This is a genomic window from Microbacterium sp. Ag1, assembly GCF_001005635.1.
Lineage (GTDB): Bacteria > Actinomycetota > Actinomycetes > Actinomycetales > Microbacteriaceae > Microbacterium > Microbacterium oxydans.
The window spans coordinates 251,064-267,251 of record NZ_LBCR01000032.1 but is presented as its reverse complement, the minus strand read 5'-3'; the positions used below and the strand labels follow the sequence as shown (position 1 = coordinate 267,251).

Here is a 16,188-nt window from a genome sequence, read left to right as displayed (position 1 = left end):
GTCAGCCGATCATCGACTCGTAGATCTCCTTGCACGTGGGGCAGATCGGGAACTTCTCCGGGTCGCGCCCCGGGGTCCATTTCTTGCCGCACAGCGCGCGCACCGGCTTGCCGGTGATCGCGGATTCGAGGATCTTGTCCTTCTTCACATAATGCGAGAAGCGCTCATGGTCGCCCGGTTCGAGGTTCTCCTCGCGGAGGAGCTCTTCCAGTTCGCGATCAAGCGTTGCCACGCCGCCCTGATCGGGGCTGTCCAGCGGAGTACTCATCCCGAGAGTCTAGCCGCGTCGAAAGCCTCGCGGGTGGTCGTCATGCCGTCTCGACGAACTCCATGAGACGCTCTCCGCTGCGCTCGAAGATGCGGCCGCCGATGACGGCGCCCAGCACCAGCACTCCGAGGCCGACGAGGAGCCCGACCCAGAAGGTGGCCGGTGCATACGCCGACCCCTCGAGGATCGTGGCAGCGAACAGCCAGATGGTGGGCGCGCTCAGCACGATCGCCCCGAGGAACGTCGCGGCCGGTCCGTAGATCCCGCGGGATGTCGGCCGTTGCGGCTGCTGGAACGGGCTGTCTCCGGGCCGTGAGACCGCGTAGGGCGCAACGACGGAGACGATGCTCGAGATGCCGAGTGCACTGAAGAGGAGGCTGGCGGCCACACCGCCCATGGGCAGCAGGAGACTCCAGTTCCCCAACAGGAGGAGGCTCAGCGGCACAGCGATCGCGAGCACCGGAATGGCGACGAGCAGCACGGGCACGAGGCGACCGAGACGATCGGGCAGCCCCCGGACGCCACTCGCCACGTGCGTCCACAGGGCCGTCGAATCATAGGCGACGTCGTTGTGCGGCAACCACCCGAAGAACAGTGCCATCACCGGAACGGGGACCAGCGCGGCGATCTCCACCGGGACACCGGCGACGATGAGCGGCAGCACCGTGAGCACACCGGCGACCGGGACCACGATGATGTTCATGATGTAGCGACGGTCGCGGAGCCAGTACACGAGGCTTCGCGAGGCGATCGCCCCGAAGGCGTTCGACGGCAGCAGCCCGAACCAGCCGAGCCCGGTGCGCTCCCGCGAGGCGACCGGGCGCTCGGTCGTCGTGAGGAGTCGCCGGACGAGCCATGCCCACGCGATCCCGAGGAGCACGACGGTGAGGACCGCGATGATCCCGGTGACCCACGCCGAAGCAGTCGCCCCTGCCGCGGAGTCGAAGAGGAATGCCGGCGCTGCCGCGAACGGACTGAAGCCGAAGACGCTGGAAAGGGTCGCCAGCGAGGGGGGCACCAGGCCGTCCCAGCGAAGGGAGCCGAAGAACACAGCCACGGGGAACGCGATCACGATCAGGGCGAGCGCGAACAGCGCGGTGAGCTCTCGTGATCGACGCTCGGGAAGGAGCAGGGCGTTGAGCGCCATTCCGATCCGCGAGACCAGCATCGTCGTGACGACGCCGACGACCGTCATCAGGATCGCGAGAGGCCATGGCGTCCCGGCATCGATCGCGACGATGCAGACGCTGATGTAGACGGCGAGGAGCGCGAGGCTGGGCACGCTCACGAATGCGGCCAGCGTGAGTACCCACGGCATCTGCCGCTCATCGACGCCGAAGACCGCGAAGCGGCGAGGATCGAGTTGGTCGACTGCCCCGACGAGGAGCGGTCCGACGAGGAAACCGACGAGAAGAGCAGCGCCACCGAGGACGGTGACCGCACGGGCGACCGGCACCGGAGCGGACGACAGGCTGAAGACCGCGATGCACACCACGGACGTGATCGCGACGACAGCGACGAACGAGATGATCGAACGGACCCGACGGTCGCCGCGCAGAGTTCCGATCAGAAGCGCGAGCCTCAGTCGGAGAACGTGTGCAGCCACTCGAGCCCCTCCACCTCTCCGCTGGAGCCGGCGAGCTCGACGAAGCGCGCCTCGAGCGTCTGCCCTGCGCGCACGTCGTCGACGGTCCCCTCGGCCAGCACTTCCCCTCCGACGATGATGGCCACGCGGGAGCAGACGCGCTCCACCAGATCCATGCCGTGACTGGAGAGGATCACCGTGCCACCGTGCGACACATACGCACGGAGGATGTCGAGGATCACCGCCGAGGAGACGGGATCGACCGATTCGAACGGCTCATCGAGCACGAGCACGCGCGGGGAATGGATCATCGCCCCTGCCAGCATGATCTTCTTCGTCATGCCCGCCGAGTAGTCCGAGACGACGCGGCTGAGCGCATCGCCGAGGTCGAACGCCCGAGCGAGATCTGCCGCGCGCTTCTCGATCACATCAGCCGCAAGGCCGCGCAGCAGCCCGTAGTAGTACAGCAGCTGACGACCGGTGAGGCGGTCGAACGTGCGCAACCTGTCCGGCAGCACGCCCATCAGCTTCTTCGCGGCCAGCGGCTGCTTCGCCTGGTCGATGCCACAGATCACGACGCTGCCCTCGTCTGCGCGCAGGAGCCCGGCGACGATCGAGAGAGTCGTGGTCTTTCCCGCCCCGTTGGGGCCGACCACCCCGTAGAAGGATCCAGCCGGCACGGTCAGGTCTATGCCGTCGACGGCGCGGTTGTCTCCGAACTGCTTGACGAGGCCGCGGATGGTGATCGCTTCGCCCCCGGAGAGTCCGTCCACGGGATCCACGACCTCGGAAGCCGCATCGTCCGAGCCCCCTTCAGCCTCGACGACCTCGACCGACGCGGACGTTCCCGACTCGATCGGCTCCTCGACGATCGGCTCGGCCTCGACCGGTTCGGCGCGGGCGACCTCCGCCGCGAGGGCGGGTGCAACGACGGGCTCGGCAACTGGCTCGGGTTCGGGTTCGGGTTCGGGTTCGGCGATCGCATCATGCTCCGGAGCAGGCTCAGCCACGGGCTCCGGCGCCGAGGTGACTTCGACCGGCAGCACCGATACTGCGGCTGTCTCGGTGGCACGCATCGGGTCCACCGGAGCCGCTTCGGTGCTCGGAGACTCCGGGGCGTTCTTCGCCGCGTCCGCCGCCGCCTTCTCCGCCTCATCGGCGGCCTTCTTCGCTGCAGCATTCTTCGCTGCCGCGGCCTTCGCCGCCGCTGTCTTCGCTGCCGTGGACTTGGCTGCGGCCGCGCGAGCAGTGGACTTCGTCGCTGCAGCCTTGGAGGCGGCCGCTTTCGCCGCGACCGTCTTCGCCGCCGAAGCTTTCGCGGCCGTGGACTTCGCCGCCGTCGACTTCGCAGCCGTCGCCTTCGCGGCAGCTGTCTTCGCGGCCGTGGTCTTCGCGGCCGTGGTCTTCGCCGCCGTCGCCTTGGCCGTCGTCGCCTTGGCAGCCGTCTTCGTCGTCGACTTCGCTGCCGTGTTCTTCGCGGCGGTGTTCTTCGCTGCGGTGGTGCGACTGGCTGCGCCGCTGCGCGCGGCAGCGGCGGGCGTTCCGTTCTGGTCGGGCAACGCCTTGACCAAAGGCTCCACGACGATGTCGGCAGTCGGTGCGGCTTTCTCCGCCGCAGCCTTCGCGGTCGATGTCTTCGCGGTCGATGTCTTCGCGGTCGATGTCTTCGCGGCAGTCGTGGTTCCGCTCGTGGCCGGACGCTTCGCGGCGGGCTTCTTCACGGCCGGCTTCTTCACTGCAGGTCGCTTCGCCGTCGTCCCGGCCGCCGATGCCTCGTCGGAACTCGATTTCTTCACCGGCGGGCGCTTCGCCGACGTCTTCTCTTGCGCGGTCTCGGTCAGGTCCACCTGGGCGGTGCGGTCGTCAGGGGAGGCAGTCACCGTCCTACGGTATCAACGGGCGGCTGTGCGCCAAGGCCGCCGCGCAATAAACTGCCCTCGGATGCTGTGACTTCACAGCGATTGCAGGGTGGTCGCAAGCCTGTGCATCACGTGTGTAGTCGATCACGAAATGACAACGGGGCCCTCCTGGCCCTGAGGTTCCCAGGCGGAATCGATACCATGAACGCGGCACGACGAAGTGTCTGGTCGGTTAATCGACCGTGAACACAACTTCCTTTAGGAGCACTCGTGACTCTTCAGACCGTCATCCTCGCCGCCGGAATGGGCTCGCGCCTCGGCCGCGCGCTGCCGAAGCCGCTCACCGAACTGAGCGACGGCCGCACGATCATGGGCCAGCAGCACGACAACATCCGGGCCGCATTCGGCTCCGACGCCCGAATCACGACCGTGGTGGGCTACCGCGCCGAGACCATCATCGATGCCTTCCCGCACGTGAACTACGTCCACAACGAGCGCTACGACGAGACCAACACGTCCAAGAGCCTGCTGCGCGCCCTCGGTGCCACCGGTCGCGGCGGTGTGCTGTGGATGAACGGCGATGTCGTCTTCGACCCGATGATCCTCGGCCGGGCTCTCGAATACATCGAGCGCGACCAGTCCTTCGTCACGGTGAACACCTCCAAGGTCAGCGACGAAGAGGTGAAGTACACGGTCACCGCCGAGGGCTTCATCAACGAACTGTCCAAGACCGTCAAGGGCGGACTGGGCGAGGCTGTGGGCATCAACTACATCTCCTCCGCGCAGAAGAAGGCCTTCATGCGCCAGCTGCAGCGGGTGGAGGACCAGGACTACTTCGAGCGCGGCCTCGAACTCGCGATCGCCGAGGACGGCCTGCTGCTCGAGCCGATGGACGTCTCCGACCTGTACGCGGTCGAGGTCGACTTCGCCGAAGACCTGGAGCGCGCGAACCTCTTCGTCTGATCGAACGACACGAAAGCCCGGTCCCCCTCGCGGGACCGGGCTTTCGGCGTTTTCGCGGGCTGTCTCCATAGGATCTCTGCATGGCCCCCAAGGTGCACAAGATCCACTCGCTCCCGGACGACGCTCCGTGGGACAAGGGCGTTCCCCCCGCCGGCTCGGCGGAGCACCCGATGATGGTGCGTGGTCTCGATCGCGTGCTGGCGATCCAGCGCCCACTCGTCCTCGCGCACATCCGCAGCATCCGGCTGCGCAATCCCCAGGCTTCACCCGCGGAACTCATCCGCATCCTCGAGCGGCGCTACCTCGCGGCCGTGACGACCGGAGGTGCGGCGGTGGGAGCGACCGCCGTCGTGCCGGGCATCGGCACCGGTGTCACCCTCGCCCTCTCCGGGGTCGAGACCGTGGGTTTCGTGGAGTCCACCGCCCTGTTCGCCCAGTCGGTCGCCGAGGTGCACGGGATCGCCGTGGCGAACCCGGATCGCGCCCGCGCCCTGGTGATGACGCTGATGCTCGGCAAGGAGGGCGTCGACCTCGTCGGACAGCTCGCCGGCCAGGTCGCTGGGCGCGGCGGCAGCAGGTCCTCGTACTGGGGTGAGCTCGTCACGAAATCCCTCCCCCGTGCCGCAGTCGGCCCCCTCGTCGACCAGCTCAAGAGCATGTTCGTGAAGCAGTTCGCGGCGAAGGGAGGCGCGTCGGTCATCGGCAAGGCTCTCCCGTTCGGCATCGGCGCCGCGATCGGAGGCGCGGGGAACAACATCCTCGGCCGCCGCGTGCTGACCACTTCACACAAGGCCTTCGGCTCTGCGCCGATCGACCTGCCGCTCGAGCTGGAGCCTGTCCCCGGGGCCGAGAAGCTCGAGCTGCGGATGCTCCGGGGCGCCCGCTACGCCGGGAACGCGGTGGTGGGTGCCGCCGGCACCGTGGCACGAGGCGCGGAGTGGGTCGGGCACCGTGTCGGCGGACGTGCAGGTCGCCGACGAGAGAGCCCGTCCGACGAGCTCGAGGCCGGCACCGGCGACCACTCCCTGCCCTCGAACCCCGGCGACGAGCGCGAAGAGCGCTGAGCGCAGGTCGCCAAAGGATCCGCTGAGCCGTTGTGGCGAGCATCCAACAGCGGGGGGCGAGCCGACGATAGGGTGGAATCCGTGACGGACAAGCCCGACCTCTTTACCACCGCCGGCAAGATCGCGGACCTGCGCGCTCGCTACACGGAAGCCGTCGTCGACGCGGAAGCGAAGGCGAAGGAGAAGCAGCACGCGAAGGGCAAGATGACCGCCCGCGAGCGCGTCGAGCTGCTCGTGGATCCGGGAAGCTTCGTCGAGTTCGACGAGTATGTACGCCACCGCACCACGGCCTTCGGCATGGATCGCTCCCGCCCCTACGGCGACTCCGTCGTCACCGGCGTCGGCACCATCAACGGGCGCACCGTCGCGGTGTACTCGCAGGACTTCTCCACCTTCGGCGGCTCGCTCGGCGAGGTCGCCGGCGAGAAGATCGTGAAGATCATGGAGTTCGCCCTCGCCGGAGGGATGCCCTGCATCGGCATCCTCGACTCCGGCGGCGCGCGCATCCAGGAGGGCGTCGTCGCGCTCGGCAAGTACGGTGAGATCTTCCGCCTGAACACCCGCGCTTCCGGTGTCATCCCGCAGATCTCGATCATCATGGGCCCGGCCGCGGGTGGTGCGGTGTACTCCCCCGCTCTGACCGACTTCGTCATCATGGTCGACAAGACCAGCCAGATGTTCGTCACGGGTCCCGATGTGATCAAGACCGTGACCGGCGAAGACGTGGGGATGGAGGAGTTGGGCGGCGCCTACACCCACAACACCCGATCCGGTGTCGCGCACTACCTCGCGGAAGACGAGGACGACGCCATCGATTACGCGCGCACGCTCCTGAGCTTCCTCCCGGACAACAACATGGCGGAACTCCCGTCGTACGAGAGCGCGTTCGAGTTCGAGACGACAGACGCCGATCGCGTGCTCAACACGATCGTCCCCGACTCGACCAACCAGCCCTACGACATCCACACGGTGATCGAGCACGTCGTCGACGAGGGCGATTTCCTCGAGGTGCAGCCGCTGTTCGCGCCCAACATCGTGATCGGCTTCGGTCGTGTCGAAGGTCGCTCGGTCGGCATCATCGCCAACCAGCCGTCGCAGATGGCCGGCACCCTGAACATCGAGGCAGGCGAGAAGGCCAGTCGCTTCGTGCGATTCTGCGATGCCTTCTCGATCCCGATCGTCACGCTGGTCGACGTGCCCGGCTACCTTCCCGGCACGGACCAGGAGTGGACCGGCGTCATCCGCCGCGGTGCGAAGCTGCTCTACGCCTACGCGGAGGCCACCGTGCCCCTCGTCACCGTCATCCTGCGCAAGGCCTACGGGGGTGCGTACATCGTGATGGGCTCGAAGCAGCTCGGCGCGGATGTGAACCTCGCGTGGCCGACCGCCGAGATCGCGGTCATGGGCGGTCAGGGTGCGGTCAACATCCTGTACCGCGGTGAGATCAAGAAGGCGGAGGAGGCCGGCGAGGACGTCGCCGCCGTGCGTACCCGGCTCGCGAACGAGTACACCTACAACGTGGCGTCTCCTTTCCTGGCAGCTGAGCGCGGGGAGCTCGACGGCATCATCGAACCGGCCAACACCCGCGTCTCGATCGCGAAGGCCCTGCGCGCCCTGCGCGGAAAGCGCGCGGAGCTGCCCCCGAAGAAGCACGGGAACATCCCGCTGTGACCGAGCACAACCCGCAGGGCGGCCCCTCCTCGGATACGCCGCTGCTCGACATCACCCGGGGCGCGGCCACCGAGGAGGAGCTCGCCGCTCTCATCGCGGTGATCAGCGAGGCGTACGCGACCGAGGAGGCCGCAGCCGTGGCCGACGAGCCCGCCGTCTCCGCCTGGGCCAGGACGCAGCGTCCGTTGCGTCGCCCGCTCCGTCGCGACATACCGTGGGGCCGTTTCTCCGGCTGACGCCGCTCGGAACACGGAAAGAACGCCGTCGGCGTGGTCCGCGAACCCTCCGCTTCACGAACCACGTCGACGATCGTCGCAGGACCCCCAGCGCCCTGCGCGGCCGCGTCCCCGTCGCCGCCTCGTCCGCCCCTCTTCGAGAGCCGGACGGATCCCCCCTCGTGAAGACCTGCGTGCTCCGCGGCGTGCGACGGTGCCGTGCGCACAGCAGAAGGCGGACTCCGCTGATCTGTCCGAAGGACGAAACCCAAATACTATATCGATTCGACTTATGCTCGCAAAGGTGACCCGCGAGCACTCAGCTGTCGAGCACTCAGCTGTCGAGCAGGAGGTCGGCGGCACGCGGGCTCAGGACCGAGTCGAGGACGACGCACGCCGCTCCCACCGCACCGACATCGTCGCCCACCACCGTGCCGTCGACGGGGAGGGTGCGTATCGCCCTGGTGGCGCTGGCCCGATCGAGCAGGTCGGGGATCTCTGCCAGGTACACATCAGCGAGCCGCGACCAGAACGGCCCACCGAAGACGACGCGGTCGACGTCGAGCATGTTCGTAAGCACCGCCGTCAGCACCGTGATGTGCGCGGCGGAGCGCCGAAGCACCTCCCCCGCGGCTTCGTCCCCGGCAGCCGCTCGCTCGCACAGCTGCCGGAATCGCTGGTCGACTGCCGCGGCGTCGCTCGTCTGATGCTCGTCGTCGAACACCCCTGCCCTCTCCGCCTGCTCGATGATCGCCTGCGGGGTGCACACCACCTCGACGCATCCGCGTGCCCCGCACGCGCAGGACGGTCCGTCGGGGTCGACGATGATGTGGCCGATCTCGCCGATGTTGCGTGTGCTCCCCCGGACCGCCTCTCCATCACGTGCGATGGCCGCGCCGATACCGATCCCCAGATAGACGAAGACGAAGGAGTCGTCCGCCGATTCCCGCCTCGTCCAGAGCTCGCCCACCGCAGCCGAGGTCGTGTCCTTCTCCACGACCACGGGCAACCCCGTCGCCTCCGCGAGCACTGCCCGCAACGGCACACGGTGCCAGCCTGCGAGCTTAGGCGGGTCGATCACCGTCCCCAGCTCCGCGTCGAGCGGGCCGGGAGCCGCGACCCCCACCCCGGCGATCCGGGAGCGGTCGACGCCCGAACCGACGATCAACGCATCGATCGCCGACGCCATGGCCTCGACGATGCGGTGGGGATCCTCGGCAGGGGTTCGCACGCTCAGACGACGGACGACCGCGCCGGCCAGATCCAACAGCACGAAAGTCATCAGCGCGGGATCCAGATGGACCCCCACGGCGAAGCGGCTGTCCGCGACGAGCCGCAGGGTGACCCGCGGCTTGCCTGGTCCGTTGATCGTTCGACCCGCTTCCCTGATGAAGCCGTCATCGAGGAGTCTGCGGGTGATGTTCGTGACCGTCTGCGCCGACAGGCGCGTCGCCGTCGACAGCTCGATCCTGCTGAGCCCTTCGCCGGACTGCCGGATGGCCTCCAGGATCACGGACTGATTGAAGTCGCCCATGCGCGGAAGGTTGGTGCCACGACGCGTTGCCATCGTCCAATGATGGCCTATCGGGGGTGAAATCGTGTCCCCCAAAATACCTACAGACAATGTTCGCGCGAACCATCAGACTGAGGGGGACGCTTCGCGTTCGGCTGGTCTCTCTGTCCCAGGGTAGACAGACGCTGATCGGCCACCAGCGGACGGTTTTCGGGTAACTGTCCGCACGGAGAGGGGCAGGCGAATTCGCCGCCCCTCTCCCACTCTCACCATCCTCGACTCCGGTCATCTCCCCAGGCCGGAGCCGAGGACGCATGCGTTCGTCCGCTGTCCCCGCCTGCCAGCCCTGACCCCACCCGTCAGCCCTGTGCCCGCCTGTCAGCGCGGAATCTCGTGCCAGAGGTCGACGGCGTCATCGTCGCCGGACGCCCGTGAGCCGGCGCGGCCGACCACCGTGACGGCGACACGGGGATCACGCGCCGAGCGGATGATCAGACGAGCGGTCTGCGCGCGACTGAGCACGACGGCCAGCTCGTCCCTGATCAGTTCTCGCCGTGTCTCGTCGATCCCGTCGAAACCGCCCTCATCGAAGACCGTGACCACCACCCCCCGGCGTCGTGCCGCCTCGATCGCGTTGCGCACGGCGTCGTTGAGGAGATCGGCTCCGCGCAACTCGTCGCGCAGCCTGCCCTCGGCGAGGCGGGCGTCCATCCGCTCCTGCTCGTCCAGCACACCCCGCGCGGCCACCACTCTGCTGAGGACGGGACCGGCGACGGCCAGCGCGAACTGCGTGCGCAGGCGCCGCTCCCGCTGACGCACCCGCTGCGTCGCATGCCACGCGGACACGGCCTGCTGGATCTCGGCGAGGCGCTCCGTGTCACGCACGGCGCGGTCCCAGAACATCACCAGGAGCCCAGCGACCACCACCCACATGATGGAGCCGACGAGTCCGAGGTTGAGGGCGACGACGAATCCCAGATAGGCCGACGCGGTGACGACGAGCACCCCGAGAACGAGAACGCCGATCAGAGCGCGCCTCCGGACGACGCAGACGACGCCGAGCAGTCCGAGCGCCCCGATGTACCACGTGGCGAAGGGAGCCGTCCGATCCGCCGGGTCGAGCGACGAGGTGACGAGGATGGGGATGAGCGCACTCGCCACCAGCGCCAGGATCGCCGACCACATCGGCATCCTGACGACGGCGCCGTGTCCGAGGATCGCGACGTTCACGACCACGAGGTACAACCCGATCGCGAGCACCATCACCAGCGGTGCGGTCGGCTGCTCGATCCACCAGATCCCCCTGGCGACGAAGTACAGGGCGAAGCCGACGGCGAGGGAGGTGGCGACACTCCGCACGGTGCGGTTCACGAGCGCTCCCACCCCAGGACGACAGTGGTCCCGTGCCCGTCGGAGAGGATGTCGGCGGTGCCGGCCACCCCCGCCATGCGCGCGAAGATCGACGCACGGATCCCGAGTCGATCGACGCCGATCGACTCGACGTCGAATCCGGGTCCGGTGTCGGAGATGGTCACGCCGATGCCCTCGTCCCCGTGCCCTTCGACGATGATGTGGAGTCCGCGCCCGCCGGCATGCGAGACCGCGTTGCCGATCGCCTGTCGTGCCGCGAGCACCAGCGCGCGGGCAGCACGTCCGGGGATGAGTCCGATGCCTCCGCGCTCCTCCACGATCGCATCGGCGCCGAGCTCGGACAGCGCCCGACGCAGCTCGACAACGATCTGCACCGTTCCGACCGGTTCGTCGCTCCCCTCCTGTGCGACGGCGGCCTCGGTGTTCGCGAGGCGCGTGAGAGCCTCTCGCGCCATCGCCACGGCCAGCTCCCTGGCGCGTTCGCCCTCGGCACGCTCCGCGGCGATCAGAGCGGCCAGCACACTGTCGTGCATCAGGGCCGACATCGCCGCCCTCTCCTCCTCGGCCGCCGCCGCTGCCGCAGCAGTGGAGTACGACGCGACCGCCTGTCCCCTGGCCTCGTCCACCCCGGCGGCGACCGAGCGGAACATCCAGCCGAGTGAGACGATCACCACGCCGAGGATGAGGGTGAACGAGACGTCGAAGGCGGTCGTCACCCAGAAATCGCGCGAGAACTCGCCCTGGACGAGACGGACATAGCCGTACACGAACGGCACTCCCGCCGCCCAGACGAACTGCAGCGCCAGGGGGAAGGCGAGCATGGCCGCGACGACACCGACGTTGACGAGGAAGAAGATCCACGGCTGCTCTCCGGCCCCCTTGTCGGAGGGGTCGACGATCGTCGGCCACGCGGCGAGCACCAGCACGTACACCACGGCGAAGATGCCGGAGAAGGTGCGCACCCCGCGTCCGATCAGGCACGCCACCAGCATCGCGAGCAGGGGCACGAACACCACACACAACGCGAACACATGCGCAGGGTCCGCGTCCGACAGGGATGCCATCGCGGAGACCAGCGCCTGGGCGCCGAGCACAGCCGAGCCGATCGCGACCACGATGGCGAGGATCCGCTCCATGCGCTTGCCGGTGAAGCGCTCGTATGCTGTCTCCGTGCTGCCCGGAGACGGAATCTTGCTCCAGGCGTCGCGGATGCTCAGCGGCTCAGCGGCCACCGAGTGCCTCGTCGGCTGTGACGATCCCGTCTTCCATCGCTCGCCGGAGCAGGTCGACCTTCGTGGGCGCCGGGCGCCCGACCTCGACGTACTTCACGCGGATGCGGGTGATGTTCTCCTTGGCGGTCGAGTACGCGACGCCCAGCTTCTCGGCCACGGCCTTCAATGGCAGACCCGTCGCGTACAGGCGCAAGACCTCCCGTTCGCGGGTGGCGAGCTGCGCGTCGGCGAACGCGCGGTCTCCGTCGACAGCGCTCGCCCACTCCACGTTGTTGAGGGCCTCGCCCTGTGCGACCGTGCGGATCGCGTCCAGCACGTCGTCGAGTGCTGACGACTTGCTCACCACTCCCGCCGCACCGGCGGAGAGGGCTTCCCGCACGGCTGCAGGACGATCCGCCACACTGTGGATCACCACGCTGGCGCCGTCGTTCACGAGGGCGGTCACGTTCTCAGTAACGGTCGTGCCGTCTCCCAGCGTGAGGTCGAGCACGACCACATCGGCCGGCGCGGCCCCCGTCGCCTTCCGCCAGTCGATGTACGACACCACGGTGCTCCCGGAGAAGACCACGGTCTGCGAATCCCGCTCGCACGCGGCCTCGAGACCGAGGCGAACGGACTCGTGATCGTCGATGAGTGCGACCGTGCTCATCCCCTCAGCCTACTGAGTCCCCTCGGAAGGCCGTGGATCGCTCATCGTGTGAGCAGTGCCACGACCTCGAAGTGGTGGGAGTGCGGGAACAGATCGAAGCCGCGAAGACGGTCGACATTCCACCCGAGCGTGCGGAACGTGCCGAGATCGCGTGCGAGCGCCACCGGGTCGCAGGCGACGTAGGCGATGGCGTCGGGGGCGAGCCCGTGGATCGCCTCGACCACCTGACGCCCCGCTCCGGCCCGCGGCGGATCGAGCACGACGGCCCCGGCCCGACCGCCGCCCTTGCGCGTGGCGAGGAACCGATCGACTCGGGCTGTCACCGCGTCGATCTCGAGAGGGGCGAGGTTCGCCGCAGCATGCTGAGTGGCACGTGCACTCGACTCGACCGTCACGATGTCCGTGCCCCCGAGGTCGGCCAGGGTCGCCGCGAACAGCCCGACCCCGCCGTACAGGTCGAAATGGGTCTTCTCCTCGTCGACGTGACCGTCGAGGATGCCGTAGACCGCGGCATCGAGCACCGAGGCGGCGCGCGGATGCACCTGCCAGAAGCCCGTGGAGTCGACGTCGAAGCGGCGGTCGTTGACCATCTCCTGGATCACCTCGGGCGCCGGGCGCTTGCGGAAGCCCCTCTGCACGCGCGGGGCGCGCTCGGTCTCCTCACGACGGATCACGCGCACGGTGCCGTCGGCGGGCTCCACGAACTCGATGCGACCGGGAGCCTCCCCCTGCAGCGCGAGCGCTGCCGCGGCGATCGCCGGCCGCGCCAGCGGGTACGACGTCACCGGCACGACACGGTGACTGCGTGAGGCATACGGCCCCACCACTCCCGCGTCGTCGACGTGCAGCGTCACCCTCGTGCGCCATCCTCGACCGTCTCCGGACTCCACGGCCTCGATCTCGGGCGCGACGAGACCCTTTCCCGCGAAGCGGTCGAGGGCCTCGGTCAGCACGCGCCTCTTGAGCTCACGCTGGTGATCGAGATCGATGTGCCCGAGATCAGCTCCTCCTGGACGATCAGCGGGATCGCGCGACACGTCGGCCTCCGCCCAGATGTGGGGACGGCGGTGCTCCGACGCGTCCAACACCTCGATCGTCTCGGCCCGCCAGAAACTGCGGGTGTCGGCATCGGCCCCCTCCTGCGGAGCGATCAGTCGGGCACGGACGCGCTCACCGGGGATCGCGTCGGACACGAACACCACTCGTCCCTCGTGCCGCGCGATGAACGTGCCCCCGTGAGCGATGCCGGTGATGTCGAGTTCGAGCACGTCAGCTGGGGAGGAAGTCATCCTTCGAGGATACGGTGGTGGACATGCGCGTCTGCCTCGCCTCGACCTCTCCCGCCCGACTCATGCTGCTGCGTCAGGCGGGCATCGAGCCGCTCACGGTGTCACCGGACGTCGACGAGGACGCCGTCGCCGCCGCTGCGGAGGCGGAAAGGGGCGAGCCCCTGGCGCCCGAGGAGTTGGTGCTGCTGCTCGCCCGCGCGAAGGCCTCCGCCGTGGCGCACAGCCTCGTCGAGGACGGCGGGTTCGACGGCCTGGTCATCGGCGGTGACTCGATGTTCGCGCTGGACGGGCGCGTCTACGGCAAGCCGTACACTCCGGAGGAAGCGACCAGACGCTGGCGAGAGATGCGCGGAGCCACGGGCATCCTGCACTCCGGCCACTCCGTCTTCCGGGTCGCCCCCGGTGCCGAGCCCACGGAAGCCACCGCCGTCGCCGAAGCCGCTGTGACGTTCGCCTCCGACGTGACCGACGCCGAGATCGCCGCGTACGTCGCCTCAGGCGAACCGCTGCTCGTGGCGGGGGCCTTCACCGTGGACAGCCTGGGGGGAGCCTTCATCACCCGCGTGGAGGGCGACCCGTCCACGGTCGTCGGCATGTCTCTGTCCACCGTCCGCCGTCTCGCCGCGGAGCTCGGCGTTCGCTGGACCGACCTCTGGTCGTAGACTCCCATCCACGTTTTCCCGACTTTCTTGTGGGGAGTCGTCAAAGGGATCGCGGTCGTTCTCGCTAGGCTGGCAAGCATGCCTGCTATCGCCAAGGTGCTCATCGCCAACCGCGGCGAGATCGCCGTCCGCATCATCCGCGCCGCCCGTGACTCCGGGATCGCCTCCGTCGCCGTCTACGCCGACCAGGATCGTGATGCCCTGCACACCCGCCTCGCAGACGAGGCCTACGCGCTCGGCGGCTCGACGAGCGCCGAGACCTACCTCCAGATCGAGAAGATCCTCTCGATCGCCCGCCGTGCCGGCGCCGACGCCGTGCACCCCGGCTACGGCTTCCTCGCCGAGAACGCCGAGTTCGCCCGCGCCATCATCGACGCGGGGATGACCTGGATCGGCCCCTCCCCCGAAGCCATCGAGGCCCTCGGTGACAAGGTGACCGCGCGTCACGTGGCCGAGAAGGTCGGCGCACCCCTCGCCCCCGGAACGCCGGGACCGGTCGAGGGCGCAGACGAGGTCATCGCCTTCGCGAAGGAGTTCGGCCTCCCGATCGCCATCAAGGCCGCCTACGGCGGCGGCGGACGCGGCCTCAAGGTCGCGCGTGAGCTCGACGAGGTGGCCGAGCTCTTCGAGTCCGCCACGCGCGAGGCCGTCGCCGCCTTCGGCCGCGGCGAGTGCTTCGTCGAGAAGTACCTCGACAAGCCGCGTCACGTCGAGACCCAGTGCCTGGCCGATGCCGAAGGCAACGTCGTCGTGATCTCGACGCGTGACTGCTCGCTGCAGCGCCGCCATCAGAAGCTCGTCGAGGAGGCGCCGGCTCCGTTCCTCACGCAGGAGCAGAACGACCTCCTCTACGCCGCCTCCAAGGCCATCCTCAAGGAGGTCGGCTACGTCGGTGCCGGTACCTGCGAGTTCCTCATCGGAGCCGACGGAACCGTCTCCTTCCTCGAGGTGAACACACGTCTGCAGGTCGAGCACCCGGTCTCCGAGGAGGTCACCGGCATCGACCTGGTACGAGAGCAGTTCCGTATCGCGGCCGGCGGCACCATCGACTACGACGACCCGAAGCCGCAGGGCCACTCGATCGAGTTCCGCATCAACGGCGAGGACCCCGGTCGCGGATTCCTGCCCCAGCCGGGCCCGATCCACGTCTTCAAGACCTTCGGAGGCCCCGGCATCCGTCTGGATTCCGGTGTCACTGCGGGCGACTCGGTCTCCGGTGCCTTCGACTCGCTGCTCGCCAAGATCATCGTGACCGGCAAGGACAGGGCAGAGGCCCTCGAGCGCTCGCGCCGTGCCCTCGACGAGTTCGAGGTCGCCGGCCTTCCCACCGTCATCCCGTTCCACCGCAAGGTCGTGCGCGATCCTGCGTTCACAGCGGAGAGCGGCGAGTTCGGCATCTTCACGCGCTGGATCGAGACCGAGTTCGTCAACGACATCCCGGCCTGGGACGGAGAGCTCGAGGCGCCGGCTGCCTCCGAAGCCCGGCACACGGTCGTCGTCGAGGTCTCCGGCAAGCGCCTCGAGGTGAGCCTGCCGGACCGCGTCGCCGTCGCCGCAGGCACCGCCGGTCGCCCCGCCGCGGTTCCACCGTCGCGCCGCAGCCATGCCACAACGGCCAACGCCGGAGCCTCGGGGGATGCCGTCAAGTCCCCCATGCAGGCCACGGTCGTGAAGATCGCGGTCGCCGACGGACAGCAGGTCGTCAAGGGCGATCTGGTCGTCGTGCTCGAGGCCATGAAGATGGAGCAGCCGCTGCAGGCGCACAAGGACGGCGTCGTCGGCAACATCAACGCCGATGCCGGCGCCACGGTCTCCGCGGGACACCAGCTGCTCACCATCAGCTGATC

At 68.5% G+C, this 16,188-nt stretch carries 15 protein-coding genes; 7 read left to right on the top strand and 8 right to left on the bottom strand.

Translation table 11 applies throughout. The features are described from left to right. Position 1: 1 nt before the first annotated feature. Genes AAY78_RS14425 through AAY78_RS14415 form a run of 3 tightly spaced genes read right to left on the bottom strand, consistent with a single transcriptional unit; the run spans position 2 to position 2,929 of the window. Positions 2-268 carry a DUF3039 domain-containing protein gene (locus tag AAY78_RS14425; protein WP_026049764.1) on the bottom strand — a complete coding sequence of 89 codons (267 nt, stop codon included), beginning with the start codon at positions 266-268 and terminating at the stop codon, positions 2-4. Positions 269-308: 40 nt separating this feature from the next. Beyond that, positions 309-1,874, bottom strand: a complete 1,566-nt coding sequence (locus AAY78_RS14420; RefSeq protein ID WP_046748969.1) for a hypothetical protein — start codon at positions 1,872-1,874, stop codon at positions 309-311. Further along, positions 1,850-2,929: an ABC transporter ATP-binding protein gene (locus tag AAY78_RS14415; protein ID WP_046749082.1), complete on the bottom strand. Its 1,080-nt coding sequence runs from the start codon at positions 2,927-2,929 to the stop codon at positions 1,850-1,852. The genes AAY78_RS14420 and AAY78_RS14415 overlap by 25 nt, the downstream gene beginning before the upstream one ends. On the opposite strand from AAY78_RS14415, the gene AAY78_RS19315 reads away from it, so the two are divergent. From AAY78_RS19315 to AAY78_RS14390, 5 genes are all read left to right on the top strand, one after another. Beyond that, positions 2,919-3,803, top strand: a complete 885-nt coding sequence (locus tag AAY78_RS19315) for a hypothetical protein (protein ID WP_052748798.1) — start codon at positions 2,919-2,921, stop codon at positions 3,801-3,803. The genes AAY78_RS14415 and AAY78_RS19315 overlap by 11 nt on opposite strands. 179 nt (positions 3,804-3,982) lie before the next feature. Continuing rightward, complete coding sequence (locus tag AAY78_RS14405) at positions 3,983-4,675, top strand: phosphocholine cytidylyltransferase family protein (RefSeq protein WP_046748968.1); 693 nt, start codon at positions 3,983-3,985, stop codon at positions 4,673-4,675. Between the two features lie 80 nt (positions 4,676-4,755). Continuing rightward, a complete protein-coding gene (locus tag AAY78_RS14400; RefSeq protein ID WP_046748967.1) occupies positions 4,756-5,739 on the top strand; it encodes a hypothetical protein in 984 nt (327 codons plus the stop codon). A gap of 81 nt (positions 5,740-5,820) precedes the next feature. Further along, positions 5,821-7,410, top strand: coding sequence for an acyl-CoA carboxylase subunit beta (locus AAY78_RS14395; protein WP_374168968.1), 1,590 nt, complete (start codon positions 5,821-5,823; stop codon positions 7,408-7,410). Beyond that, the gene (locus tag AAY78_RS14390) at positions 7,407-7,646 is read left to right on the top strand and encodes an acyl-CoA carboxylase subunit epsilon (protein ID WP_082108704.1); all 240 of its coding nucleotides are present in this window, start codon (positions 7,407-7,409) and stop codon (positions 7,644-7,646) included. Before AAY78_RS14395 ends, AAY78_RS14390 begins: the two co-directional genes overlap by 4 nt. A 313-nt stretch (positions 7,647-7,959) precedes the next feature. On the opposite strand, the gene AAY78_RS14385 is transcribed toward AAY78_RS14390, so the two are convergent. The 5 genes from AAY78_RS14385 to AAY78_RS14365 all read right to left on the bottom strand — a co-directional run bounded on the left by AAY78_RS14385 (position 7,960) and on the right by AAY78_RS14365 (position 13,679). Next, complete coding sequence (locus tag AAY78_RS14385; protein ID WP_046748965.1) at positions 7,960-9,159, bottom strand: ROK family transcriptional regulator; 1,200 nt, start codon at positions 9,157-9,159, stop codon at positions 7,960-7,962. A 357-nt stretch (positions 9,160-9,516) separates the two neighbouring features. Beyond that, complete coding sequence (locus tag AAY78_RS14380; RefSeq protein WP_230977937.1) at positions 9,517-10,509, bottom strand: hypothetical protein; 993 nt, start codon at positions 10,507-10,509, stop codon at positions 9,517-9,519. Further along, complete coding sequence (locus AAY78_RS14375) at positions 10,506-11,741, bottom strand: ATP-binding protein (RefSeq protein WP_052748797.1); 1,236 nt, start codon at positions 11,739-11,741, stop codon at positions 10,506-10,508. Before AAY78_RS14375 ends, AAY78_RS14380 begins: the two co-directional genes overlap by 4 nt. Then, entirely contained in the window at positions 11,731-12,390 is a 660-nt protein-coding gene (locus AAY78_RS14370) for a response regulator transcription factor (protein ID WP_046748963.1), read from the bottom strand. The genes AAY78_RS14375 and AAY78_RS14370 overlap by 11 nt, the downstream gene beginning before the upstream one ends. A 41-nt stretch (positions 12,391-12,431) precedes the next feature. After that, the gene (locus AAY78_RS14365; protein WP_046748962.1) at positions 12,432-13,679 is read right to left on the bottom strand and encodes a class I SAM-dependent RNA methyltransferase; all 1,248 of its coding nucleotides are present in this window, start codon (positions 13,677-13,679) and stop codon (positions 12,432-12,434) included. A gap of 23 nt (positions 13,680-13,702) precedes the next feature. On the opposite strand from AAY78_RS14365, the gene AAY78_RS14360 reads away from it, so the two are divergent. Together AAY78_RS14360 and AAY78_RS14355 are read left to right on the top strand one after the other, a co-directional pair. Continuing rightward, a complete protein-coding gene (locus AAY78_RS14360; RefSeq protein WP_046749078.1) occupies positions 13,703-14,341 on the top strand; it encodes a Maf family protein in 639 nt (212 codons plus the stop codon). A gap of 78 nt (positions 14,342-14,419) precedes the next feature. Next, positions 14,420-16,186 (top strand): acetyl/propionyl/methylcrotonyl-CoA carboxylase subunit alpha, encoded by a 1,767-nt coding sequence (locus AAY78_RS14355; protein ID WP_046748961.1) that lies wholly within the window; start codon positions 14,420-14,422, stop codon positions 16,184-16,186. The last annotated feature ends 2 nt before the right edge of the window (positions 16,187-16,188 follow it).